This window comes from Pseudomonas sp. ADPe (assembly GCF_014843515.1).
Taxonomy (GTDB): domain Bacteria; phylum Pseudomonadota; class Gammaproteobacteria; order Pseudomonadales; family Pseudomonadaceae; genus Pseudomonas; species Pseudomonas citronellolis.
In genome coordinates this window covers 1,376,919-1,400,495 of the sequence record NZ_CP062122.1, presented here as the reverse complement: position 1 = coordinate 1,400,495, position 23,577 = coordinate 1,376,919, and the positions used below count along the sequence as shown (strand labels likewise).

The 23,577-nt window shown below is 66.2% G+C and carries 19 protein-coding genes; 16 read left to right on the top strand and 3 right to left on the bottom strand.

Annotated elements, in window-relative coordinates; translation table 11 throughout:
• Positions 1 to 260: 260 nt before the first annotated feature.
• The 3 genes from dapC to map form a co-directional block, all read right to left on the bottom strand.
• Positions 261 to 1,481, bottom strand: a complete 1,221-nt coding sequence (dapC, locus tag IG194_RS06385) for a succinyldiaminopimelate transaminase (RefSeq protein WP_058490935.1) — start codon at positions 1,479 to 1,481, stop codon at positions 261 to 263.
• A gap of 12 nt (positions 1,482 to 1,493) precedes the next feature.
• Positions 1,494 to 4,196, bottom strand: a complete 2,703-nt coding sequence (locus IG194_RS06380; protein WP_058490933.1) for a [protein-PII] uridylyltransferase — start codon at positions 4,194 to 4,196, stop codon at positions 1,494 to 1,496.
• Between the two features lie 142 nt (positions 4,197 to 4,338).
• Positions 4,339 to 5,121 carry a type I methionyl aminopeptidase gene (map, locus tag IG194_RS06375; protein ID WP_043319431.1) on the bottom strand — a complete coding sequence of 261 codons (783 nt, stop codon included), beginning with the start codon at positions 5,119 to 5,121 and terminating at the stop codon, positions 4,339 to 4,341.
• A 347-nt stretch (positions 5,122 to 5,468) separates the two neighbouring features.
• On the opposite strand from map, the gene rpsB reads away from it, so the two are divergent.
• From rpsB to dnaE, 16 genes are all read left to right on the top strand, one after another.
• On the top strand, positions 5,469 to 6,209 hold the full coding sequence (gene rpsB, locus IG194_RS06370; RefSeq protein ID WP_009616632.1) for a 30S ribosomal protein S2: 741 nt from the start codon (positions 5,469 to 5,471) through the stop codon (positions 6,207 to 6,209).
• Positions 6,210 to 6,334: 125 nt separating this feature from the next.
• The gene (gene tsf / locus IG194_RS06365; protein WP_043271196.1) at positions 6,335 to 7,204 is read left to right on the top strand and encodes a translation elongation factor Ts; all 870 of its coding nucleotides are present in this window, start codon (positions 6,335 to 6,337) and stop codon (positions 7,202 to 7,204) included.
• Positions 7,205 to 7,408: 204 nt separating this feature from the next.
• Positions 7,409 to 8,146, top strand: coding sequence for a UMP kinase (pyrH, locus tag IG194_RS06360; protein ID WP_009616635.1), 738 nt, complete (start codon positions 7,409 to 7,411; stop codon positions 8,144 to 8,146).
• 1 nt (position 8,147) lies between these two features.
• The gene (frr, locus tag IG194_RS06355; protein WP_043271194.1) at positions 8,148 to 8,705 is read left to right on the top strand and encodes a ribosome recycling factor; all 558 of its coding nucleotides are present in this window, start codon (positions 8,148 to 8,150) and stop codon (positions 8,703 to 8,705) included.
• A 16-nt stretch (positions 8,706 to 8,721) separates the two neighbouring features.
• Complete coding sequence (locus tag IG194_RS06350; protein ID WP_009616639.1) at positions 8,722 to 9,477, top strand: isoprenyl transferase; 756 nt, start codon at positions 8,722 to 8,724, stop codon at positions 9,475 to 9,477.
• Complete coding sequence (locus tag IG194_RS06345) at positions 9,471 to 10,286, top strand: phosphatidate cytidylyltransferase (protein ID WP_058490932.1); 816 nt, start codon at positions 9,471 to 9,473, stop codon at positions 10,284 to 10,286. The genes IG194_RS06350 and IG194_RS06345 overlap by 7 nt, the downstream gene beginning before the upstream one ends.
• Positions 10,283 to 11,473, top strand: coding sequence for a 1-deoxy-D-xylulose-5-phosphate reductoisomerase (gene ispC / locus IG194_RS06340; protein ID WP_058490931.1), 1,191 nt, complete (start codon positions 10,283 to 10,285; stop codon positions 11,471 to 11,473). The genes IG194_RS06345 and ispC overlap by 4 nt, the downstream gene beginning before the upstream one ends.
• A gap of 22 nt (positions 11,474 to 11,495) precedes the next feature.
• Positions 11,496 to 12,848, top strand: coding sequence for an RIP metalloprotease RseP (gene rseP, locus IG194_RS06335; protein ID WP_043271186.1), 1,353 nt, complete (start codon positions 11,496 to 11,498; stop codon positions 12,846 to 12,848).
• A gap of 73 nt (positions 12,849 to 12,921) precedes the next feature.
• Positions 12,922 to 15,312, top strand: a complete 2,391-nt coding sequence (gene bamA / locus IG194_RS06330) for an outer membrane protein assembly factor BamA (protein WP_058490930.1) — start codon at positions 12,922 to 12,924, stop codon at positions 15,310 to 15,312.
• A gap of 48 nt (positions 15,313 to 15,360) precedes the next feature.
• Positions 15,361 to 15,864 carry an OmpH family outer membrane protein gene (locus IG194_RS06325; RefSeq protein ID WP_009616651.1) on the top strand — a complete coding sequence of 168 codons (504 nt, stop codon included), beginning with the start codon at positions 15,361 to 15,363 and terminating at the stop codon, positions 15,862 to 15,864.
• On the top strand, positions 15,864 to 16,925 hold the full coding sequence (gene lpxD / locus IG194_RS06320) for a UDP-3-O-(3-hydroxymyristoyl)glucosamine N-acyltransferase (protein ID WP_043319444.1): 1,062 nt from the start codon (positions 15,864 to 15,866) through the stop codon (positions 16,923 to 16,925). Before IG194_RS06325 ends, lpxD begins: the two co-directional genes overlap by 1 nt.
• 48 nt (positions 16,926 to 16,973) lie before the next feature.
• Positions 16,974 to 17,414 (top strand): 3-hydroxyacyl-ACP dehydratase FabZ, encoded by a 441-nt coding sequence (gene fabZ, locus IG194_RS06315; RefSeq protein WP_009616653.1) that lies wholly within the window; start codon positions 16,974 to 16,976, stop codon positions 17,412 to 17,414.
• On the top strand, positions 17,411 to 18,187 hold the full coding sequence (gene lpxA, locus IG194_RS06310) for an acyl-ACP--UDP-N-acetylglucosamine O-acyltransferase (RefSeq protein WP_009616654.1): 777 nt from the start codon (positions 17,411 to 17,413) through the stop codon (positions 18,185 to 18,187). The genes fabZ and lpxA overlap by 4 nt, the downstream gene beginning before the upstream one ends.
• 2 nt (positions 18,188 to 18,189) lie before the next feature.
• The gene (gene lpxB / locus IG194_RS06305; RefSeq protein ID WP_058490929.1) at positions 18,190 to 19,332 is read left to right on the top strand and encodes a lipid-A-disaccharide synthase; all 1,143 of its coding nucleotides are present in this window, start codon (positions 18,190 to 18,192) and stop codon (positions 19,330 to 19,332) included.
• Positions 19,332 to 19,943 carry a ribonuclease HII gene (gene rnhB, locus IG194_RS06300; RefSeq protein WP_058490928.1) on the top strand — a complete coding sequence of 204 codons (612 nt, stop codon included), beginning with the start codon at positions 19,332 to 19,334 and terminating at the stop codon, positions 19,941 to 19,943. The genes lpxB and rnhB overlap by 1 nt, the downstream gene beginning before the upstream one ends.
• 97 nt (positions 19,944 to 20,040) lie before the next feature.
• Complete coding sequence (gene dnaE / locus IG194_RS06295; RefSeq protein WP_009616667.1) at positions 20,041 to 23,568, top strand: DNA polymerase III subunit alpha; 3,528 nt, start codon at positions 20,041 to 20,043, stop codon at positions 23,566 to 23,568.
• Positions 23,569 to 23,577 lie beyond the last annotated feature (9 nt).

The window sequence follows — 23,577 nt, the reverse complement described above, 5'->3', positions numbered from 1 at the left end:
GGCTGAGGCCCAGGTGAAACGGCGGATAACCGCGAACGGTTATTCGCCCTACGTCGTGGGTGGGGCTGGTGTAGGGCGGATAACGTTCGGCGTTATCCGCCGTTTGGCCTTGGCTGCAGGCGGCTCCGAGGTTGATCTGGGCGCGGGCTTTGGTCTGGGTGAAGCGGCGGATAACCGCGAACGGTTATTCGCCCTACGTCGCCGGCGGGCTTGGCGTAGGGCGGATAACGCCTACGGCGTTATCCGCCGTTTGGCCTTGGCTACGGGCGGCTCCGGGTTTGATCTGGGCTGGCCTGGACGAAGCGCTTGATGCGTTCGGCCGCTTCCACGCATTCGGCCAGCGGGGCGACCAGGGCCATGCGCACGCGGTTGGCGCCGGGGTTCTCGCCGTTCACTTCGCGGGACAGGTAGGAGCCCGGCACCACGGTGACGTGCTGCTGGTCGAACAGGCCGCGGCAGAACTCGGTGTCGGCGATGGGCGTCTTCGCCCACAGGTAGAAGCTGCCGTCCGGGCGCTGCACGTCGAGCACGCCGGCGAGGATGTCCAGCACCGCGGCGAACTTCTCGCGGTACAGGTCGCGGTTGGCGCGCACGTGGTCCTCGTCCTGCCAGGCGGCGATGCTGGCCAGTTGGGTCTGCACCGGCATGGCGCAGCCGTGGTAGGTGCGGTACAGGAGGAATTTCTTCAGCACCTCGGCGTCGCCGGCGACGAAGCCCGAGCGCAGGCCCGGCAGGTTGGAGCGCTTGGACAGGCTGTGGAACACCACGCAACGCCTGAAGTCCGAGCGGCCCAGTTCGGCGCAGGCGCTGAGCAGGCCGGGCGGCGGGTTCTGCTCGTCGAAGTACAGCTCGCTGTAGCACTCGTCGGCGGCGATCAGGAAGTCGTGCTCGTCGGCCAGGGCGATCAGCTTCTTCAATTCGGCGAGGGGGACAAGCGCGCCGGTGGGGTTGCCCGGGGAGCAGAGGAAAAGAATCTGGCAGCGCTGCCAGACGTCCGCCGGCACCGCGTCGAAGTCCGGATTGAAGCCGTTCCCGGCGCGGCAGGCCAGGTAGTGCGGCTGCGCGCCGGCCAGCAGGGCCGCGCCTTCGTAGATCTGGTAGAAGGGGTTGGGGCTGATCACCAGGCCGTTCTTGCTGCGGTCGACCACCGCCTGGGTGAAGGCGAACAGCGCCTCGCGAGTGCCGTTCACCGGCAGCACGTGGCGGGCGGCGTCCAGCCAGCCTGCGGGGACGCCGAAGCGGCGCTCGCACCAGGCGGCGATGGTTTCGCGCAGCGCCGGCAGGCCCAGGGTGGTCGGGTACACCGCCAGTTGGTCGAGGCTGTCGGCCAGGGCCTTGGCGACGAATTCCGGCGAGCGGTGCTTGGGCTCGCCGATGGACAGCGCGATGTGCGCAAGCCCGGCCGGCGGCTGGGCGCCGGCGAGCAGGGCGCGGAGCTTCTCGAAGGGGTAGGGCTGGAGCAGGTCGAGGTCTGGGTTCATGTGAATCGCTCGTCAGATGCTGATGCGGACCGGAACGGTTTCCTGGCCGTTGGCCTGTGAAAGCTGCTCGACCAGGGCCGCCTGCAGTCGCTTGCACAGGTCCGGGTCAGAGAGTGGCTGGTTGTGCGCGTCGGTGACGTAGAACACGTCCTCCACGCGCTCGCCGAGGGTGGCGATCTTGGCGTTGCGCACCGACAGGTCGAAGTCCAGGAACAGCCCGCCGATGCGCGCCAGCAGGCCCGGGCGGTCGGGGGCGATGACCTCGAGCACGCTGACCTGGCGCGAGGCGTCGGTGGAAATGGTCACCAGCGGCGCGAAGGCGAAGTGCTTGAGCTGCCGGGGCACGCGGCGCTGGATGATGTTCGGGTAGTCGTCGGGGTTCTTCAGCGCGTCCACCAGGCCCTGGCGGATTTCGGCGATGCGCTGGGGATTGTCGCCGATCGAGCCGCCATCGGCGTCGAGCACTATGTAGGTGTCGAGGGTGAACAGGCTGGTGGAGGTGATGATCCGCGCATCCTGGATGTTCAGGTTGAGCTGGTCCATCGCCGCCACGGTCACGGCGAAGAAGTCGTGCTGGTCGGCGGCGTAGATGAAGATCTGCGTGCCGCCCTCGAACTCGCGCTGGGTGGTTTCCTTGATCAGCACCAGCGGCGTGCCGTCGTCCGGGTGCTGGAGGATGGCCTCGGTATGCCAGGCCACGTCGGCGGCGCTGTGGCGCAGGAAGTAGTCGTCGCCCAGCTGGCTCCAGAGCTGCTCGGCGTCGTCCTGGTCGATGCCGTCGCGCACCAGGATGTCGATGGCCGCGCTCTGCGTCTGGCGGATCTGCTCCTCGCGGTCCAGCGGGTTCTCCAGGCCACGGCGCAGGGCGCGCTTGGTCTCGGTGTAGAGCTGGCGCAGCAGGCTGGCGCGCCAGGAGTTCCACAGGCTCGGGTTGGTGGCGTTGATGTCGGCCACGGTGAGTACGTAGAGGTAGTCCAGGCGCGTCTGGTCGCCCATCAACTGGGCGAAGTCGAAGATCACCTGCGGGTCGGAGAGGTCCTTGCGCTGCGCGGTGGTAGACATCACCAGGTGGTTCTGCACCAGCCAGCTGACCAGTTGGGTGTCCCACTGCGGCAACTGGTGGCGCTGGCAGAACAGCTCGGCGTCCACCGCGCCCAGCTCGGAATGGTCGCCGCCACGGCCCTTGGCGATGTCGTGGTAGAGCCCGGCGAGGTAGATCAGCTCGGGCTTGGGCAGGCGCTCCATGATCTTGCTGGCCAGCGGGTACTTCTCGGCCATGTCCGGGCGCTGCAGCTTGCGCAGGTGCTTGATCAGGTTGAGGGTGTGGGCGTCCACCGTATAGATGTGGAACAGGTCGTGCTGCATCTGCCCGATGATCAGGCCGAACTCCGGCAGGTAGCGGCCGAGGATGCCGTAGCGGTTCATCCGCCGCAGGTTGCGATGGATGCCTTCGCGGCACTTGAACAGCTCGATGAACAGGCTGGTGTTGCGGATGTCGTGGCGGAAGTCGTCGTCGATCAGGTGCCGGCTGTCGCGCAGCAGGCGGATAGTGTCGGCGCGCACGCCCTTGATCTCCGGATGCTGGGCCATCAGCACGAAGATTTCCAGGAGGGCGAAGGGGGTGCGCCTGAAGACGTTGGCGTTGGTCACTTCCAGGTAGCCGTCGCGGACCTGGAAGCGGCTGTTCAGCGGCGTCACCTGGCCGCCTTCGCCGGCGCGCAGGATGACTTCCTCGAAGTGCTGCATGATCAGGTCGTTCAGCTCGGAGACCGCCATCACCACCCGGTAGTACTTCTGCATGAAGCGCTCGACGGCCAGCTTGGCGTCGTTGTCCTGGTAGCCGAGCATCCCGGCGATGCGCCGCTGGTGGTCGAACAGCAGGCGGTCCTCGGCGCGCCCGGCGAGCATGTGCAGGGCGTAGCGGACCTTCCAGAGGAATTCCTGGCAGGAGGCCAGCACGCTGGACTCGCTTTCCACCAGAAAGCCTTCCTTGACCAGCGCGTGCAGGTTGAGGCTGCCGAAGTGGCGGCGGGCGACCCAGAGGATGGTCTGGATGTCGCGCAGCCCGCCGGGCGAGCCCTTCACGTTGGGCTCCAGGTTGTATTCGGTGTCGTTGTATTTGGTGTGGCGGTGAATCTGTTCCTTGCGCTTGGCCAGGAAGAACTGGCCGCTGGGCCACATCTGGCTGCTGGCCGTGGCTTCGAGCATGCGCTGGCGCAGGTGGTCGGGGCCGGAGATGGTCCGGCACTCCATCAGGTTGGTCACCACCGTCAGGTCGGCGCGCGCTTCCTCGGCGCATTCGGCCACCGAGCGCACGCTCTGGCCGACTTCCAGGCCGATGTCCCAGAGCAGGGTGAGGAAGCCCTCGATGGGCTCGCGGAAGACTTCCTGGTCCTCGCTGTCGAGCAGCACCAGGATGTCGATGTCCGAGTGCGGGTGCAGCTCGCCGCGGCCGTAGCCGCCCACCGCCACCAGGGCGATGTCGGCGTCCTCGCACCAGGCGAAGCGCTGCCAGGCCTGCTGCAGGATCTGGTCGACGAACCAGGCGCGGTCCTCGATCAGCCGGCGGATGTCACGGCCGCCGTTGAAGCGCGCGTCCAGCACCTCGTTGGCCTGGCGGATGGCCTTCTTGAAGGCGGGGATGGGGCTGGATTTGAGGGCCAGTTCCGCCTGGAACTGCCCAGGGTCGAACAACTCGGGATCCACCTGCGGCATGGCGGCCTTCCTGATTCTGGGATGGGGGAGGGCAGGGGCAAGTCATCGTCCGGGCCTGGGGCACGTGGCGCCAGGCCCGGCGAGGGTGCCGGGCCGGGATTTCCATGTTCTACCCAGCCGTCGGCGAGATTGCAAACGCCGCTTACGCGCCGGTGCGCGGGAAGCTCTCGTCGTTGCGCAGGGTGAGGATCTCGTAGCCGTCGGCGGTCACCAGCACGGTGTGCTCCCACTGGGCGGAGAGCTTGCGGTCCTTGGTGATGGCGGTCCAGCCGTCGCCCAGCAGGCGGGTTTCCGGGCGGCCCTGGTTGATCATCGGCTCGATGGTGAAGATCATCCCTTCCTTGAGTTCCAGGCCGGTGCCGGCGCGGCCGTAGTGCAGCACCTGGGGCTCTTCGTGGAACACCTTGCCGATGCCGTGGCCGCAGTACTCGCGGACCACCGAGAAGCCGTTCTTCTCGGCGTACTTCTGGATCACCTCGCCGATATCGCCCAGGCGCGCGCCGGGCTTGACCACGGAAATGCCCTTGTACATGCATTCCTGGGTGATCTGGCACAGACGGTCGGCCCACTCCGGGGTCTTGCCCACCAGGAACATCTTGCTGGTGTCGCCGTGGTAGCCGTCCTTGATGACGGTGATGTCGATGTTGACGATGTCGCCTTCCTTGAGCGGCTTCTCGTTGGGGATGCCGTGGCAGACGACGTGGTTGATCGAGGTGCAGATGGACTTGGGGAAGCCCTTGTAGTTCAGGGGCGCGGGGATGGCCTGCTGGACGTTGACTATATAGTCGTGGCAGATGCGGTCCAGTTCGTCGGTGGTGACCCCGGGCTTGACGTGCTCGCCGATCATTTCCAGCACCTCGGCGGCCAGGCGGCCGGCGATGCGCATTTTCTCGATGTCTTCGGGCGTCTTGATGGTGACGGTCATAGAATTCTCGGACGCGGGCGGAAAAAGGTAATGGTAACAGTTTCGCAGGCGGCAGGCTGCCATGGAGGCTGGAGGCTGGAGGCTGGAGGCTGGAGGCTGGAGGCTGGAGGCTGGAGGCTGGAGGCTGGAGGCTGGAGCGGCGGTGCGTCGATCGCCTGTCGTCCGGCTTCCAGCTTCTAGCCTCCAGCGGCTTTGTGTGATATAAAGCGCCCCGCTTTTGCAGGCTATGGCCTGTTCAAGCCTAACCCACACATGCATCGACACGATGACCTGGGTGCCCTGCGACGCGTTCGGGGGTTGGTCATTGGGATGCATGGAGGCCCAACCCGACTTATCGAGGAACTATCATGTCCCAAGTCAACATGCGCGATATGCTGAAGGCCGGTGTGCACTTCGGCCACCAGACCCGTTACTGGAACCCGAAAATGGGCAAGTTCATTTTCGGCGCGCGCAACAAGATCCACATCATCAACCTGGAAAAGACCCTGCCGCTGTTCAACGAGGCCCTGACCTTCGTTGAGCGCCTGGCCCAGGGCAAGAACAAGATCCTGTTCGTTGGCACCAAGCGTTCCGCCGGCAAGATCGTTCGCGAAGAAGCCGCCCGTTGCGGCATGCCTTACGTCGACCACCGTTGGCTGGGCGGCATGCTCACCAACTACAAGACCATCCGTCAGTCGATCAAGCGCCTGCGCGAGCTGGAAACCCAGCAGCAGGACGGCACCTTCGACAAGCTGACCAAGAAAGAAGCCCTGATGCGCACCCGTGATCTGGAAAAACTGGATCGCAGCCTGGGCGGCATCAAGGACATGGGCGGCCTGCCGGACGCGCTGTTCGTGATCGACGTCGACCACGAGCGCATCGCCATCACCGAAGCCAACAAGCTGGGCATCCCGGTCATCGGCATCGTCGATACCAACAGCAGCCCGGACGGCGTCGACTACGTCATCCCCGGTAACGACGACGCCATCCGCGCCGTTCAGCTGTACCTGGGTTCGATGGCCGAAGCCGTACTGCGCGGCCGTCAGAACGCCCAGGGCGGTGCTGACGAGTTCGTCGAAGAAGCGCCGGCCGAATCCGCCGAAGGCTGATTCCGGGACGTCCAGACGTCCAGCGGTGCGCAAAAAGGGGGCCTGGCCCCCTTTTTGCCACTCCCGAATTCCGCCCGGCCCGCCGGGCGATCTGGTTTTGAGAACCAACTCAAGAGGATTTGCAAATGGCAGAGATCACTGCAGCACTGGTTAAAGAACTGCGCGAGCGCACCGGCCAGGGCATGATGGAGTGCAAGAAGGCCCTGGTTGCCGCCGAAGGCGACATCGAGAAGGCCATCGACGACATGCGCGCTTCGGGCGCCATCAAGGCTGCCAAGAAGGCCGGCAACATCGCCGCCGAAGGCTCCATCGCGGTGAAAGTGGCCGACGACGCCAAGGCCGCCACCATCATCGAAGTCAACTCGCAGACCGACTTCCTGGCCCTGCAGGACGACTTCAAGAACTTCGTCGCTGCCAGCCTGGACAAGGCTTTCGCCCAGAAACTGAGCGATGCCGCTCCGCTGATCGCCGAGCAGGAGTCCGCCCGTGAGGCTCTGGTCGCCAAGTGCGGCGAGAACGTCAACATCCGTCGTCTGGCCCGCGCCGAAGGCGACGTGGTCGGCGCCTACCTGCACGGTCACCGCATCGGCGTACTGGTCACCCTGAAAGGCGGCAACGCCGAACTGGCCCGTGACATCGCCATGCACGTCGCCGCCAGCAACCCGCAGTTCCTGGATCCGTCGCAGGTTTCCGAAGAAGCCGTGGCCAAGGAAAAGGAAATCTTCCTGGCGCTGAACGCCGACAAGATCGCCGGCAAGCCGGAAAACATCGTCGAGAACATGGTCAAGGGCCGCATCAACAAGTTCCTCGCCGAAGCCAGCCTGGTCGAGCAGCCGTTCGTCAAGGATCCGGAAGTCAAGGTCGGTGAACTGGCCAAGAAAGCCGGCGCCGAGATCGTCTCCTTCGTTCGCTTCGAAGTGGGCGAGGGCATCGAGAAGGCCGAGGCCGACTTCGCTGCCGAGGTTGCTGCTCAAGTAGCTGCATCCAAGCAATAAGACGGTTTCCACCGTCGCCCCGGAAGAGGCTGCCCGCTCGCGCGTGCGGCCTCTTCGTCAAAGTGGGGAGACCATTCGGGGCGGTCTCCGCGGCTTCGCACCGTTCGTCGGTTCGCGGCGCTGCTAGCCTGGTAGGGCCAGGCTTCCCCGACAGGCGCCCGGTCAGGCGCTACGCATTCCACATCGCCGCAGGAGAAAAAGGTCATGGCTCAGCAGCTGAGCGCACGTCAACCTCGCTATAAACGCATTCTTCTAAAACTGAGCGGCGAAGCCCTGATGGGCAGCGAAGAGTTCGGTATCGACCCCAAGGTCCTGGACCGCATGGCCCTGGAGATCGGCCAACTGGTCGGCATCGGCGTGCAGGTCGGCCTGGTCATCGGCGGCGGCAACCTGTTCCGTGGCGCGGCCCTGTCGGCGGCCGGCATGGACCGCGTCACCGGCGACCACATGGGCATGCTGGCCACCGTGATGAACGGCCTGGCCATGCGCGACGCCCTGGAGCGCTCGAACATCACCGCCATCGTCATGTCGGCCATCAGCATGGTCGGCGTCACCGACCACTACGACCGCCGCAAGGCCATGCGCCACCTCGCCAGCGGCGAAGTGGTGATCTTCTCCGCCGGTACCGGCAACCCCTTCTTCACCACCGACTCGGCCGCCTGCCTGCGCGCCATCGAAATCGATGCCGACGTGGTGCTGAAGGCGACCAAGGTCGATGGTGTGTACACTGCCGATCCGTTCAAGGACCCGAACGCCGAGAAGTTCGAGCGCCTGACCTACGATGAAGTGCTCGACCGCAAGCTGGGCGTGATGGACCTGACTGCCATCTGCCTGTGCCGCGACCAGAAAATGCCGCTGCGGGTGTTCAACATGAACAAGCCGGGCGCGCTGCTGAATATTGTTGTTGGTGGTGCCGAGGGCACCCTGATCGAGGAGGATTGACATGATCAACGAGATCAAGAAGGAAGCGCAGGAGCGCATGGGCAAGACCCTGGAGGCCCTGGGGCACGCCTTCGCCAAGATCCGCACCGGCCGTGCGCACCCGAGCATCCTGGACAGCGTCATGGTGTCCTACTACGGCTCCGACACCCCGTTGCGCCAGGTCGCCAACGTCACCGTCGAGGATTCCCGCACCCTGGCCCTGAACGTGTTCGACAAGAGCATGATCCAGGCGGTCGAGAAGGCCATCATGACCTCCGACCTGGGCCTGAACCCGGCCACCGCCGGCACCACCATCCGCGTCCCCATGCCGGCCCTGACCGAGGAAACCCGCAAGGGCTTCACCAAGCAGGCCCGCGCCGAGGCCGAGCAGGCCCGCGTCTCCGTGCGCAACATCCGCCGCGACGCCCTGGCCCAGCTCAAGGACCTGCAGAAGGAAAAGGAAATCAGCGAGGACGAAGAGCGTCGCGCCGGGGACGAGGTGCAGAAGCTCACCGACAGGTTCGTCGCCGAGATCGACAAGGCCCTCGAGGCCAAGGAAGCGGATCTGATGGCCGTCTGACGGCCAGGTTGCAGTCATGGACAAGACCAAGCAGGTGGCCGCGGTGCCACGTCACGTGGCCATCATCATGGACGGCAACAACCGCTGGGCGAAGAAGCGCCTGCTGCCCGGCGTTGCCGGGCACAAGGCCGGCGTCAGCGCGGTGCGTGCAGTGGTCAAGACCTGCGCCGAGGCCGGTGTCGAGGTCCTGACGCTGTTCGCCTTCTCCAGCGAGAACTGGCAGCGCCCGGTCGACGAGGTCGGTGCGCTCATGGAGCTGTTCCTCATGGCCCTGCGCCGCGAGGTGCGCAAGCTCGACGAGAACGGCATCCGCCTGCGCATCATCGGTGATCGCAGCCGCTTCCACGCGGAGCTGCAGGCCGCCATGCGCGAAGCGGAGAACCTCACCGCCGGCAACAAGGGGCTGCTGCTGCAGGTGGCGGCCAACTACGGCGGCCAGTGGGACATCACCCAGGCCGCCCAGCGCCTGGCCCGCGAAGTGCAGGCCGGGCACCTGGCGCCGGACGACATCACCCCCGAGCTGATCCAGGGTTGCCTGACCACCGGCGACCAGCCCTTGCCGGACCTGTGCATCCGCACCGGCGGCGAGCACCGCATCAGCAACTTCCTGTTGTGGCAGCTGGCCTACGCCGAGCTGTACTTCTCCGATCTCTACTGGCCGGACTTCAAGAGCGCGGCGATGCGCGAAGCGCTGGCCGACTATGCCACCCGCCAGCGTCGCTTCGGCAAGACCAGCGAGCAGGTGCAGGCCGAGGCCCCCCCGTCATGCTGAAACAACGGATCATCACGGCGCTGGTGCTGCTGCCCATCGCGCTGGGTGGTTTCTTCCTCCTCGATGGCCTCGCCTTCGCGCTGTTCATCGGCCTGGTGGTGACCCTCGGCGCCTGGGAATGGGCGCGCCTGGCCGGCTACAACGAGCAGCCGGCCCGCGTCGGCTATGCCGGTGTGGTCGCGCTGCTGATGCTGCTGCTGTACTGGCTGCCGCAGCTGGCCGGGGCCGTGCTGTTGCTGGCGGTGCTCTGGTGGCTGCTGGCTACCGTGATGGTGCTCACCTACCCGGACAGTGCCTCCAGCTGGGGCGGCCGCTGGCGCCGCCTGCTGATCGGCCTGCTGATCCTGCTGCCGGCCTGGCAGGGGTTGGTGATGCTCAAGCAGTGGCCGCTGGCCAACTGGCTGATAGTCGCGGTCATGGTGCTGGTCTGGGCCGCCGACATCGGCGCCTATTTCTCCGGCAAGGCCTTCGGCAAGCGCAAGCTGGCGCCGCGGGTCAGCCCCGGCAAGAGCTGGGAAGGCTTCTACGGCGGCCTGGCGCTGAGCCTGGCGATCACCTTCGCGGTGGCCATCTACCGTGACTGGTCGGTGCGCGAACTGCTGCTGGCGCTGCCCTGCGCGGCCGTGGTGGTGGCGCTGTCGGTGGTCGGCGACCTGACCGAGAGCATGTTCAAACGCGAATCGGGCCTGAAGGACAGCAGCAACCTGCTGCCGGGCCACGGCGGCGTCCTCGACCGCATCGACAGCCTGACCGCGGCCATCCCGGTCTTCACCGTGCTGCTCTGGGCCACCGGCTGGGGCACGCCATGAGCGCGCCGCAGCAGGTCTGCGTGCTGGGGGCCACCGGCTCCATCGGCCTGAGCACCCTGGACGTCCTCGCGCGGCATCCGCAGCGCTACAGCGTCTTCGCCATCACCGGGCATTCCCGTCTCGCCGAGCTGGAGGCCCTGTGCCTGGTTCATCGGCCGCGTTTCGCGGTGGTCGCCAGCGACGAGCAGGCCCGCCATCTGCAGGGCGCCCTGCGGGCCGAAGGCCTGGCCACTCGCGTACTGGTGGGCGAGCCGGGGCTGTGCGAAGTCGCCGGCCATCCGGACGTGGATGTGGTCATGGCGGCCATCGTCGGCGCCGCCGGCCTCAAGCCGACCCTGGCGGCGGTGCAGGCCGGCAAGCGCGTGCTGCTGGCCAACAAGGAGGCGCTGGTGATGTCCGGCGCCCTGTTCATGCACGAAGTGCAGGCCCATGGCGCGGTGCTGCTGCCGATCGACAGCGAGCACAATGCGATCTTCCAGTGCATGCCTGGCGACTACGCCCGGGGCCTGGGCCAGGTCGGCGTGCGACGCATCCTGCTGACCGCCTCCGGCGGCCCGTTCCGCGAGACGCCGCTGGATCAACTGTCGGCAGTTTCCCCGGAGCAGGCCTGTGCCCACCCTAACTGGTCCATGGGGCGGAAGATTTCCGTCGACTCGGCGAGCATGATGAACAAGGGCCTGGAGCTGATCGAGGCCTGCTGGCTGTTCGATGCCCCGCCGTCGAAGGTGGAGGTGGTGATCCACCCGCAGAGCGTGATCCATTCCCTGGTCGACTACGTGGATGGCTCGGTGCTGGCCCAGTTGGGCAACCCCGACATGCGCACACCCATCGCCCACGCCCTGGCCTGGCCCGAGCGCATCGACTCCGGGGTGTCGCCGCTGGACCTGTTCGGCATCGCCCGCCTGGACTTCCAGGCCCCCGACGAGCAGCGCTTCCCCTGCCTGCGCCTGGCGCGCCAGGCGGCCGAGGCGGGCGGCAGCGCGCCGGCGATGCTCAATGCCGCCAACGAGGTGGCGGTGGCCGTATTCCTCGAACGGCGCATCCGTTTCACCGAGATCGCGGTTATCATCGACGAGGTGCTGAACCGCGAGGCCGCCACGCCGGTCGAAAGCCTCGACGTGGTGCTGGAGGCCGACCGCCGTGCGCGCGAGGCCGCGCAGGCCTGGTTGCATGGGCGTGGTCGCTAGGCCCTGAGCCCTGGAGGTAGAGATGAGCGCACTTTACATGGTCGTCGGGCTGATCATCGCCCTTGGCGTCCTGGTGACATTCCACGAGTTCGGTCACTTCTGGGTGGCGCGCCGCTGTGGGGTCAGGGTGCTGCGCTTCTCGGTGGGCTTCGGCACGCCCCTGGTGCGCTGGCACGACCGCCACGGCACCGAATTCGTGGTGGCCGCCATTCCCCTGGGCGGCTACGTGAAGATGCTCGACGAGCGCGAGGGCGAGGTGCCCCTCGACCAGCTCGACCAGGCCTTCAACCGCAAGACGGTATTCCAGCGCATCGCCATAGTCGCGGCGGGCCCTGTGGCCAACTTCCTGCTGGCCATCCTGTTCTTCTGGATCCTCGCCATGCTGGGCACCCAGCAGGTGCGCCCGGTCATCGGCTCCATCGTGCCCGACAGCCCGGCGGCGCTGGGCGGCCTGGCCGCCGGCCAGGAAGTGCTGGCGGTGGATGGCGAGCCGGTGGACGGCTGGGCGGCGGTCAACCTGCGCCTGGTGCGGCGCCTGGGCGAGACCGGCGAGCTGAGCGTCAGCGTGCGCGAGCCGGGCTCCTCGGCGCAGAGCCTGCACCAGTTGCCGATCAAGGCCTGGCTGAAGAGCGCGGACAACCCCGATCCCATCGGCGGCCTGGGCATCCAGCCGTGGCGCCCGGCCATGCCGCCGGTGATCGCCGAACTGGACCCGCAGGGCCCCGGCAAGGCCGCGGGCCTGGCCATCGGCGACCGGCTGCTGCGGGTGGACGGCCAGGCGGTGGACGACTGGCAGCAGGTGGTCGACAAGGTGCGCGCCCGTCCGGAGCAGTCCGTGAGCATCGCCCTGCTGCGCGACGGCCAGGAGCGCGAGCTGACCCTGAAACTGGCGGCGAAAGGTGAGGGCAAGGCCCGTGCCGGTTACCTGGGGGCCGGTGTGGCCGGTGGCCAGTGGCCGGCGGAAATGCTCCGCGAAGTCAGCTTCGGCCCGGTCGCCGCGGTGGGCGAAGCGCTCTCCCGAACCTGGTCGATGAGTCTGCTAACCCTGGATTCTCTAAAGAAAATGGTGCTGGGCCAGCTCTCGGTAAAAAACTTGAGCGGGCCGATAACCATTGCTAAAGTGGCGGGCGCTTCGGCCCAGTCCGGCGTAGGGGATTTTCTGCATTTCCTCGCCTATCTGAGCATAAGTTTGGGGGTTCTCAACCTGTTGCCGATACCCGTCCTCGATGGCGGGCATCTGTTGTTCTACCTGGTCGAGTGGGTGCGTGGCCGCCCATTGTCAGAGCGGGTCCAGGCTTGGGGGATGCAGATCGGCATCAGCCTGGTCGTTGGGGTCATGTTGCTGGCCCTGGTCAACGATCTGAGTCGACTGTAGCTGCCATTGGGTTTCGGATCTGCCGCCTCACGCGGCAGATTCTTTATTTGTCAGTTGGAAAAAAAAGGACTCCATGAAACGCTTTCTGTTACCCGCGGCTCTTTCCGCGTTGATGATCGCCCAGGTTCACGCAGAGTCCTTCACAGTTTCCGACATCCGCGTCAACGGCCTGCAGCGCGTATCCGCGGGTAGCGTGTTCGCCGCCCTGCCGCTGAACGTCGGTGACCAGATCGATGACCGCCGTCTGGTCGAGGCGACCCGCTCGCTGTTCAAGACCGGCTTCTTCCAGGATATCCACCTCGGCCGCGATGGCAACGTACTGGTCATCGACGTGGTCGAGCGCCCGTCCATCTCCAGCATCGAGATCGAAGGCAACAAGGCCATCAGCACCGAAGACCTGATGAAGGGCCTCAAGCAGTCCGGCCTGGCCGAAGGCGAAATCTTCCAGCGCGCCACTCTCGAAGGCGTGCGCAACGAGCTGCAGCGCCAGTACGTGGCCCAGGGCCGCTACTCGGCCAACATCGAGACCCAGGTCACTCCGCAGCCGCGCAACCGCGTGGCGCTGAAGATCACCGTCAACGAAGGCACGGTCGCAGCCATCGCCCACGTCAACGTGGTCGGCAACACCGTGTTCTCCGACGAGGACCTGACCGGCCTCTTCGAGCTGAAGGAAACCAACTGGCTGTCCTTCTTCAAGAACGACGACAAGTATTCCCGCGAGAAGCTCTCCGGCGACCTGGAACGCCTGCGCTCCTACTACCTGGACCGCGGCTACATCCACATGGACATCGCCTCCACCCAGGTGTCCATCACGCCGGACAAGAAACACGTCTACATCACCGTCAACATCAACGAGGGCGAGAAGTACAAGGTCCGCGACGTGAAGCTGACCGGCGACCTCAAGGTGCCGGAAGAGGAAATCAAGAAGCTGATGCTGGTCGAGCCGGGCCAGGTGTTCTCGCGCAAGGTGATGACCTCCACCTCCGACCTGATCACCCGCCGCCTGGGTAACGAGGGCTACACCTTCGCCAACGTCAACGGCGTGCCGGAAGCCCATGACGACGACAAGACCGTGTCCATCACCTACGTGGTCGACCCGGGCAAGCGCGCCTACGTCAACCGCATCAACTTCCGCGGCAACACCAAGACCGAAGACCAGGTGCTGCGCCGCGAGATGCGCCAGATGGAAGGCGGCTGGGCCAGCACCTACCTGATCGACCAGTCCAAGCAGCGCCTGGAGCGCCTGGGCTACTTCAAGACGGTCAACGTCGAGACCCCGGCCGTTCCGGGCACCGACGACCAGGTGGACGTCAACTACAGCGTGGAAGAGCAGCCCTCCGGCTCCATTACCGCCAGCATCGGCTTCGCCCAGGATGCCGGCCTGATCCTCGGCGGCTCGATCAGCCAGAACAACTTCCTGGGTACCGGCAACAAGGTCAGCATCGGCCTGACCAAGTCCGACTACCAGACCCGCTACAACTTCGGCTTCGTCGACCCCTACTGGACCGTCGACGGCGTGAGCCTGGGCTACAACGCCTTCTACCGCAAGACCGACTACGACAAGCTCGACGTCGACGTCTCCGACTACTCGGTGAACAGCCTCGGCGCCGGCGTCAGCATCGGCTACCCGATCAGCGAGACCTCGCGCCTGACCTACGGCCTGACCGTGCAGCGCGACACCATCGACACCGGTGCCTACACCGTCGACGAGATCTTCGACTTCCTCGAGAAGGAAGGCGACAACTTCACCAACTTCAAGGCCTCCATCGGCTGGTCCGAGTCCACCCTGAACAAGGGCGTGCTGGCCACCCGCGGCCACTCGCAAAGCCTGGTGCTGGAATCGACCATCCCCGGCAGCGACCTGTCGTTCTACAAGCTGGACTATCGCGGCCAGATCTTCGCGCCGCTGTCCGACACCTACACCATGCGCTTCCACACCGAGCTGGGCTACGGCGACGGCTACGGCTCCACCGAGCGCCTGCCGTTCTACGAGAACTACTACGCCGGCGGCTTCAACTCGGTGCGCGGCTTCAAGGACAGCTCCCTCGGCCCGCGCAGTACTCCGAGCCGCGTCATCGACCCCTCCACTGGGCAGGAGACGGCTGGGCCGGATGCCAAGGGCCGCTACACCGACCCGGACCAGGATCCGCAGGCCTTCGGTGGTAACGTGATGATCACCGGCGGCGCCGAACTGCTGTTCCCGCTGCCCTTCGTCAAGGACCAGAGCCAGCTGCGTACCGTGCTGTTCTGGGACGTGGGCAACGTGTTCGATTCCGACTGCCCGCTGTCCACCACCCAGGGCTGCGACGGTATCAAGCTGAACGACATGGCCATGTCCGTGGGTGTCGGTCTGACCTGGATCACCGCGCTTGGCCCGCTGAGCTTCAGCCTCGGTACCCCGATCAAGAAGCCGGACAACGCGGAAACCCAGATCTTCCAGTTCTCCCTGGGGCAGACCTTCTGATTCGCCATCTTGTTGTATAGACAACCTAGCTTTGTGCAGGAGTGCAATGTGCGTAAGTTGACCCAGTTCGTCCTGATCACCGCCGCCCTGATGGCGAGCCCCGCGTTCGCCGACATGAAGATCGCGGTGCTCAACTACCAGATGGCGCTCCTCGAGTCCGATGCGGCCAAGCAGTACGCCGTCGATGCCGAGAAGAAATTCGGCCCGCAGCTGAGCAAGCTGCGCGCCCTGGAAAGCGACGCCAAGGCCCTGCAGGACAAGCTGGTCAATGGCGGCAGCAAGTTGTCCAAGTCCGAGCGCGACAAGGCCGAGGACGACTTCAAGCAGAAGGCCCGCGACTTCCAGTTCCAGTCCAAGGAGCTGAACGAAGCCAAGGCCTCCGCCGACCGCGAAATGCTCAAGAAGCTCAAGCCGAAGCTGGACCAGGCCGTCGAGGAAACCATCAAGAAGGGCGGCTACGACCTGGTGGTCGAGCGCGGCGCGGTGGTCGACGTCAAACCCCAGTACGACATCACCCGCCAGGTCATCGAGCGGATGAACCAGCTGCGCTGATGATGAGCCCGCGGTCCCATACCCTCGCCGAACTGGCCGCTCAGCTCCAGGCGGAGCTGCGTGGCGACCCGGCCGTGGTCATCCACGGCCTGGCTACCCTGCAGGATGCCGGCCCGGAGCAACTGAGCTTCCTGGCCAACCCGCAGTACCGCAAGTTCCTGGCCGACAGCCGGGCCGGCGCGGTGCTGCTCACCGCCGCCGACGCCGAAGGCTTCACCGGCAACGCGCTGGTGGTGCCCGACCCCTACCTGGCCTACGCCGGGCTGTCGCACCAGTTCGATCCCAAGCCCAGGGCGCCCGCCGGCATCCATCCCACCGCGGTGGTCGATGCCAGCGCCAGCGTCGATCCCACGGCCAGCATCGGCCCCTACGTGGTGATCGAGGCCGGCGCGCAGATCGGCGCCGGCGTCACCCTCGGCGCCCACTGCTTCGTCGGTGCGCGCAGCGTGATCGGTGACGGCGGCTGGCTGGCCCCGCGCGTGACCCTCTACCACGACGTGCGCATCGGCAAGCGCGTGGTCATCCAGTCCGGCGCCGTGCTCGGCGGCGAAGGCTTCGGCTTCGCCAAGCAGCAGGGCGCCTGGCAGAAGATCGCGCAGATCGGCGGCGTCACCATCGGCGACGACGTCGAAATCGGCGCCAACACCACCATCGACCGTGGTGCGCTGTCCGATACCCTGGTTGGCAACGGCGTCAAGCTGGACAACCAGATCATGATCGCGCACAACGTGCAGATCGGCGATCACACCGCCATGGCCGGCTGCTGCGGGATTTCCGGCAGCGCCAAGATCGGCAGGCATTGCATGCTCGCCGGCGGCGTCGGCCTGGTCGGGCACATCGAGATCTGCGACAACGTCTTCGTCACCGGCATGACCATGGTCACCCGCTCGATCACCGAGCCGGGCGCCTACTCATCCGGCACGGCCATGCAGCCCGCCGCTGAATGGAAGAAGAGCGCTGCCCGTATTCGCCAGTTGGACGACATGGCCCGTCGTCTGCAACAGCTGGAAAAGCGCCTGGCCGCCGTGACCCCGAGCGGAGACACTCCATCTGATGCGTGAGTCACGCATTTTTTGGCGTTTCCCTTTTCTGAACAGGCTCCCCTGAACATGATGGACATCAACGAGATTCGCGAATACCTGCCTCATCGCTACCCCTTCCTGCTGGTGGACCGGGTGGTAGAGCTGGACATCGAAGGCAAGCGCATTCGCGCCTACAAGAATGTCAGCATCAACGAGCCGTTCTTCAATGGCCACTTCCCGCAGCACCCGATCATGCCCGGCGTGCTGATCATCGAGGCCATGGCCCAGGCGGCCGGCATCCTCGGCTTCAAGATGCTCGATGTGAAGCCGGCCGACGGCACCCTGTACTACTTCGTCGGCTCCGACAAGCTGCGCTTCCGCCAGCCGGTGCTGCCGGGCGACCAGCTGAACCTGCATGCCCAGTTCATCAGCGTGAAGCGCGGCATCTGGAAGTTCGACTGCCACGCCACCGTCGATGACAAGCCGGTGTGCTCGGCCGAAATCATCTGTGCGGAACGCAAACTATGAGTTTGATCGATCCTCGCGCCATCATCGATCCGCGGGCAAAGCTGGCCGACGACGTAGAGGTGGGCCCCTGGTCCATCGTCGGGCCGGATGTGGAAATCGGCGAAGGTACGGTGATCGGTCCGCACGTGGTGCTCAAGGGCCCCACGAAGATCGGCAGACACAACCGGATTTTCCAGTTCTCCAGCGTCGGTGAGGACACTCCCGACCTGAAGTACAAGGGCGAGCCGACTCGCCTGGTGATCGGCGACCACAACGTGATCCGCGAGGGTGTGACCATCCACCGCGGCACCATCCAGGACCGCTCGGAAACCACCATCGGCGACCACAACCTGTTCATGGCCTACGTCCACGTCGGCCATGACAGCGTGATCGGCAACCACTGCATCCTGGTCAACAACACCGCGCTGGCTGGCCACGTGCACGTGGACGACTGGGCGATCCTCTCCGGCTACACCCTGGTGCACCAGTTCTGCCGCATCGGCGCCCACAGCTTCTCCGGCATGGGCACCGCCATCGGCAAGGACGTGCCGGCCTACGTGACCGTCTTCGGCAACCCAGCCGAGGCGCGCAGCATGAACTTCGAGGGCATGCGCCGCCGCGGCTTCAGCGCCGAGGCCATCCACGCCCTGCGCCGGGCCTACAAGGTGGTGTACCGCCAGGGCCTGACAGTGGAAGAGGCGCTCGCCGAGCTGGCCGAATCCGCCGCGCAGTTCCCGGAAGTCGCGGTGTTCTGCGACTCCATCCAGAGCGCCACCCGCGGCATCACCCGCTGACCATGGCTGCGGGCACCGGCAAGCTGCGCGTCGCCCTGGTGGCGGGCGAGGCCTCGGGGGACATCCTTGGCGCCGGCCTGATGCAGGCGCTGCGCGAACGCCACCCCGAGGTCGAGTTCATCGGCGTGGGCGGTGCGCGCATGCAGGCCCAGGGCCTGGTTTCCGAATTCCCCATGGAGCGCCTGGCGGTCATGGGCCTGGTCGAGGTCCTCGGCCGCCTGCGCGAGCTGCTGCGCCGGCGCAAGGACCTGGTCCGCAACCTGATACTCGCGCGCCCCGACGTCTTCATCGGCATCGACGCGCCGGACTTCAACCTCGGGCTGGAGCTGCAACTGCGCCGCGCCGGCATCCGCACCGTGCACTACGTCAGCCCCTCGGTCTGGGCCTGGCGGCAGAAGCGCGTGCTGAAGATCAAGCAGGCCTGCGACCTGATGCTGGCGCTGTTCCCCTTCGAGGCGAAGTTCTACGAAGAGCACGGCGTGCCGGTGCGCTTCGTCGGCCATCCGCTGGCCAACACCATCCCCCTGGAAGCCGACCGCGCCGCCGCGCGCGAGCAGCTCGGCCTGCCGGCCGACGCCCAGGTGGTGGCGCTGCTGCCGGGCAGCCGCGGCGGCGAGGTGGGCAAGCTCGGCGCGCTGTTCCTGGATACCGCCGAACGCCTGCTGCAGCAGCGCCCGGGCCTGCGCTTCGTGCTGCCCTGCGCCAGCCCCGAGCGGCGCGCGCAGCTGGAGCAGATGCTGCAGGGCCGCCAACTGCCGCTGCAACTGCTCGACGGCCAGTCCCACGAGGCCCTGGCCGCCTGTGACGCGGTACTGATCGCCTCCGGCACCGCGACCCTCGAAGCGCTGCTGTACAAGCGGCCAATGGTCGTGGCCTACAAGGTCGCGCCGCTGACCTATGCCATCCTCAAGCGCCTGGTGAAGAGCCCCTACATCTCGCTGCCGAACCTGCTCGCCGGACGCCTGCTGGCCCCCGAGCTGATCCAGGACGCGGCGACCCCCGAGGCCCTGGCGCAACACCTGTTGCCGCTGCTGGACGACGGCAGCGCGCAGACCGAATCCTTCGACGCCATCCACCGCGCCCTGCGCCAGGATGCGTCCGCGCAGGCCGCCGAGGCGGTGCTCGCCCTGGTGGAGAAACGCTGATGCAGATGGGCCTGGATTTCGACTTGGTCGAGGAACTGGTGGCCGGGGTCGACGAAGTGGGCCGCGGCCCGCTCTGCGGCCCGGTGGTCACCGCCGCGGTGATCCTCGACCCGGCGCGGCCGATCATCGGCCTGAACGACTCGAAGAAGCTCAGCGAGGCGCGCCGCGAGGCGCTGTTCGACGAGATCCGCGAGAAGGCCCTGGCCTGGTTCATCGCCCGCGCCGAGGTCGAGGAGATCGACCAGTTGAACATCCTCCACGCCACCATGCTGGCTATGCAGCGCGCGGTGGAGGGCCTGAGCGTCACCCCGAAACTGGCGCTGATCGACGGCAACCGCTGCCCGAAACTCGGGGTGCCGGCGGCCCCGGTGGTGCAGGGCGATGCCAAGGTGCCGGCCATCGCCGCCGCCTCCATCCTGGCCAAGGTCTCCCGCGACCGCGAGATGCAGGAAATGGAAGCCCTCTACCCGGGCTACGGCATCGGCGGGCACAAGGGCTACCCGACCCCGGTGCACCTGGACGCCCTCAAGCGCCTGGGCCCGACGCCCATCCACCGGCGCTCCTTCGCCCCGGTGCGCGCGCTGCTGGAAAGCCCGTCCGGCATCCTCTGAGCGCCGCAGGGCGGCAGTGGCGATCTGAAGCCTGTAGCTTTGCGGAGCGGGCCGGTACAATCGGCCGCTTATCGTTTCCGCGTTGCATAGGACCACCATGACCGCCTCCTTCGTCCACCTGCGTCTGCACTCCGAGTACTCCCTGGTCGACGGCCTGGTCAGGGTCAAGCCGTTGTGCAAGGCAGTGGCCGGCGCCGGCATGCCGGCGGTGGCGATCACCGACCAGAGCAACATGTGCTCGCTGGTGAAGTTCTACAAGACCGCCATGGGCGCCGGCATCAAGCCGATCTGCGGCGCCGACATCTGGCTGGCCAGCCGCGACGAGGACGGCCCGCTCAGCCGCCTGAGCCTGCTGGTGATGAACGCCAAGGGCTACCGCAACCTCACCGAGCTGATCTCCCGCGGCTGGCAGGAAGGCCAGCGCAACGGCGAGATCATCATCGAGCGCGACTGGGTGAAAGAGGCCGCCGAGGGCCTGATCGCGCTATCCGCGGCCAAGGAAGGGGAGATCGGCCATGCCCTGCTCGACGGCGAGGACGCGCTGGCCGATTCGCTGCTGGCCGAGTGGATGGAAGTCTTTCCCGACCGTTTCTACCTGGAAGTGCAGCGCACCGCGCGGGTCAACGACGAGGAGCACCTGCACGCCGCCGTGGCGCTGGCCGAGCGCAGCGGCGCGCCGCTGGTGGCCACCAATGACGTGCGCTTCATCAAGCAGGAAGACTTCGAGGCCCACGAGACCCGCGTGTGCATCGGCGAAGGCCGCGCCCTGGACGACCCGCGCCGCTCGCGCAACTACTCCGACCAGCAGTACCTGAAATCGCCGGCGGAAATGGCCGAGCTGTTCAGCGACCTGCCCGAGGCCCTGGAAAACACCGTCGAGATCGCCAAGCGCTGCAACATCGAAGTGCAGCTGGGCAAGTACTTCCTGCCCAACTTCCCGATTCCCATCGAAGGCATGGACATCAACGACTACCTGCGCCATGTCTCCTACGAAGGGCTGGAGGAGCGCCTGGCGGTGCTGCTGCCCAAGGACACGCCGAACTACGAGGAAAAGCGCCAGGTCTACGTCGACCGCCTGGAGTTCGAGTTGGGCACCATCATCCAGATGGGCTTCCCCGGCTACTTCCTGATCGTGATGGACTTCATCAAGTGGGCCAAGAACAACGGCGTGCCGGTGGGGCCAGGCCGGGGCTCGGGCGCAGGCAGCCTGGTTGCCTACGTGCTGAAGATCACCGACCTCGACCCGCTGGCCTACGACCTGCTGTTCGAACGCTTCCTCAACCCCGAACGTATCTCCATGCCCGACTTCGACGTGGACTTCTGCATGGAAGGCCGCGACCGGGTGATCGACTACGTGGCCGACGCCTACGGGCGCAACGCGGTGAGCCAGATCATCACCTTCGGCTCCATGGCCGCCAAGGCGGTGGTGCGCGACGTGGCGCGGGTGCAGGGCAAGTCCTACGGCCTGGCCGACAAGCTGTCGAAGATGATCCCCTTCGAAGTCGGCATGACCCTGGACAAGGCCTTCGAGCAGGAGGAAATGCTCCGCGACTTCCTCAAGTCCGACGAGGAAGCCCAGGAAATCTGGGACATGGCCCTGAAGCTGGAAGGCGTCACCCGCGGCACCGGCAAGCACGCCGGCGGCGTGGTGATCGCGCCGACCAAGCTCACCGACTTCTCGCCCATCGCCTGCGACGAAGAAGGCGGCGGCCTGGTGACCCAGTTCGACAAGGACGACGTGGAAGCCGCCGGCCTGGTGAAGTTCGACTTCCTCGGCCTGCGCACCCTGACCATCATCAAGTGGGCGATGGAAATCATCCATCGCATCCAGCGCAAGGCCGGCGACGAGAACCTGGTCGACATCGACCGCATCCCGCTGGACGACAAAAAGACCTACGACCTGCTGCAGAAGGCCGAGACCACCGCGGTGTTCCAGCTGGAATCGCGCGGCATGAAGGAGCTGATCAAGAAGCTCAAGCCGGACTGTCTGGAAGACCTGATCGCACTGGTGGCGCTGTTCCGCCCCGGCCCGCTGCAGTCGGGCATGGTGGACGACTTCATCAACCGTAAGCACGGCCGCGAGGAAATCTCCTACCCGCACCCGGACTACCAGTATGCGGGCCTGGAGCCGGTGCTCAAGCCCACCTACGGCATCATCCTGTACCAGGAACAGGTGATGCAGATCGCCCAGGTGATGGCCGGCTACACCCTCGGCGGCGCGGACATGCTGCGCCGCGCCATGGGCAAGAAGAAGCCCGAGGAGATGGCCAAGCAGCGCGGCGGCTTCATCGAAGGCTGCGCCAACAACGGCATCGACAAGGACCTGGCGGGCAACATCTTCGACCTGGTGGAAAAGTTCGCCGGCTACGGCTTCAACAAGTCGCACTCGGCCGCCTACGGCCTGGTGTCCTACCAGACCGCCTGGCTGAAGACGCACTGGGCCGCGCCCTTCATGGCCGCGGTACTCACCGCGGATATGCAGAACACCGACAAGGTGGTGACGCTGATCGAAGAATGCCGGCACATGAAGCTGCGCATCGTCGCCCCGGACGTGAACAACTCCGAGTTCCGCTTCACCGTCGACGACGACAACCAGATCGTCTACGGCCTGGGCGCGATCAAGGGTGTCGGCGAAGGCCCGGTGGAAGCCATCACCGAATGCCGCGCCGAGGGCGGGCCGTTCAAGGACCTGTTCGATTTCTGCGACCGCATCGACCTCAAGCGCATCAACAAGCGCACCCTCGATGCGCTGATCCGCGCCGGCGCGCTGGACCGCCTGGGCCCGTATTTCCACGAAGAGCCCAAGGCCTACCTGGCCGATATCGACCGCAACCGCGCGGTGCTGCTGGCGTCCATGGAGGAAGCCATCAAGGCCGCCGAGCAGACCTCGCGCAGCCACGACAGCGGCCACATGGACCTGTTCGGCGGGCTGTTCGCCGAGCCGGAAGCCGACGTCTACGCCAACCACCGCAAGGCCAAGGAGCTGACCCTCAAGGAACGCCTGAAAGGCGAGAAGGATACCCTTGGCCTGTACCTCACCGGCCACCCGATCGACGAGTACGAAGGCGAGGTGCGCCGCTTCGCCCGCCAGCGCATCGTCGAGCTCAAGCCGGCGCGCGATACCCAGACCGTGGCCGGGCTAATCGTCAACCTGCGGGTGATGAAGAACAAGCGCGGCGACAAGATGGGCTTCGTCACCCTCGACGACCGCTCCGGGCGCATCGAGGCCTCGCTGTTCGCCGAGGCCTTCGCCGCCAACCAGGGCCTGCTGCAGACCGACGCCATGGTGGTGATCGAGGGCGAGGTCAGCCAGGACGACTTCTCCGGCGGCCTGCGCCTGCGCGCCAAGCGCGTCATGGGCCTGGAGGAGGCGCGCACCGCGCTGGCCGAGAGCCTGCGGCTGAAGGTCGCCGCGGATGCGCTCAAGGGCGACCGCCTGCGCTGGCTGGCCGAGCTGTGCGGCCGCCATCGCGGCAACTGCCCGGTCACCGTCGACTACAGTTCCAGCGACGCCCGCGCCCTGCTGCAGTTCGGCGACGACTGGCGCATCGACCCGGCCGATGCGCTGATTCAGGCATTGCGTGACCAGTTCGGACGCGACAACGTCTTCCTCAACTACCGCTAGCGTGGCCGG

What these genes read in the sequence shown, in the direction of transcription:
- dapC (WP_058490935.1), bottom strand. Translation starts at nt 1,481, where the DNA reads ATGAACCCAGACCTCGACCTGCTCCAGCCCTACCCCTTCGAGAAGCTC.
- rnhB (WP_058490928.1), top strand. Translation starts at nt 19,332, where the DNA reads ATGCAGATGGGCCTGGATTTCGACTTGGTCGAGGAACTGGTGGCCGGG.
- frr (WP_043271194.1), top strand. Translation starts at nt 8,148, where the DNA reads ATGATCAACGAGATCAAGAAGGAAGCGCAGGAGCGCATGGGCAAGACC.
- lpxD (WP_043319444.1), top strand. Translation starts at nt 15,864, where the DNA reads ATGATGAGCCCGCGGTCCCATACCCTCGCCGAACTGGCCGCTCAGCTC.
- lpxA (WP_009616654.1), top strand. Translation starts at nt 17,411, where the DNA reads ATGAGTTTGATCGATCCTCGCGCCATCATCGATCCGCGGGCAAAGCTG.
- rseP (WP_043271186.1), top strand. Translation starts at nt 11,496, where the DNA reads ATGAGCGCACTTTACATGGTCGTCGGGCTGATCATCGCCCTTGGCGTC.
- pyrH (WP_009616635.1), top strand. Translation starts at nt 7,409, where the DNA reads ATGGCTCAGCAGCTGAGCGCACGTCAACCTCGCTATAAACGCATTCTT.
- bamA (WP_058490930.1), top strand. Translation starts at nt 12,922, where the DNA reads ATGAAACGCTTTCTGTTACCCGCGGCTCTTTCCGCGTTGATGATCGCC.
- IG194_RS06380 (WP_058490933.1), bottom strand. Translation starts at nt 4,196, where the DNA reads ATGCCGCAGGTGGATCCCGAGTTGTTCGACCCTGGGCAGTTCCAGGCG.
- map (WP_043319431.1), bottom strand. Translation starts at nt 5,121, where the DNA reads ATGACCGTCACCATCAAGACGCCCGAAGACATCGAGAAAATGCGCATC.
- ispC (WP_058490931.1), top strand. Translation starts at nt 10,283, where the DNA reads ATGAGCGCGCCGCAGCAGGTCTGCGTGCTGGGGGCCACCGGCTCCATC.
- IG194_RS06345 (WP_058490932.1), top strand. Translation starts at nt 9,471, where the DNA reads ATGCTGAAACAACGGATCATCACGGCGCTGGTGCTGCTGCCCATCGCG.
- tsf (WP_043271196.1), top strand. Translation starts at nt 6,335, where the DNA reads ATGGCAGAGATCACTGCAGCACTGGTTAAAGAACTGCGCGAGCGCACC.
- rpsB (WP_009616632.1), top strand. Translation starts at nt 5,469, where the DNA reads ATGTCCCAAGTCAACATGCGCGATATGCTGAAGGCCGGTGTGCACTTC.
- fabZ (WP_009616653.1), top strand. Translation starts at nt 16,974, where the DNA reads ATGATGGACATCAACGAGATTCGCGAATACCTGCCTCATCGCTACCCC.
- IG194_RS06350 (WP_009616639.1), top strand. Translation starts at nt 8,722, where the DNA reads ATGGACAAGACCAAGCAGGTGGCCGCGGTGCCACGTCACGTGGCCATC.
- lpxB (WP_058490929.1), top strand. Translation starts at nt 18,190, where the DNA reads ATGGCTGCGGGCACCGGCAAGCTGCGCGTCGCCCTGGTGGCGGGCGAG.
- dnaE (WP_009616667.1), top strand. Translation starts at nt 20,041, where the DNA reads ATGACCGCCTCCTTCGTCCACCTGCGTCTGCACTCCGAGTACTCCCTG.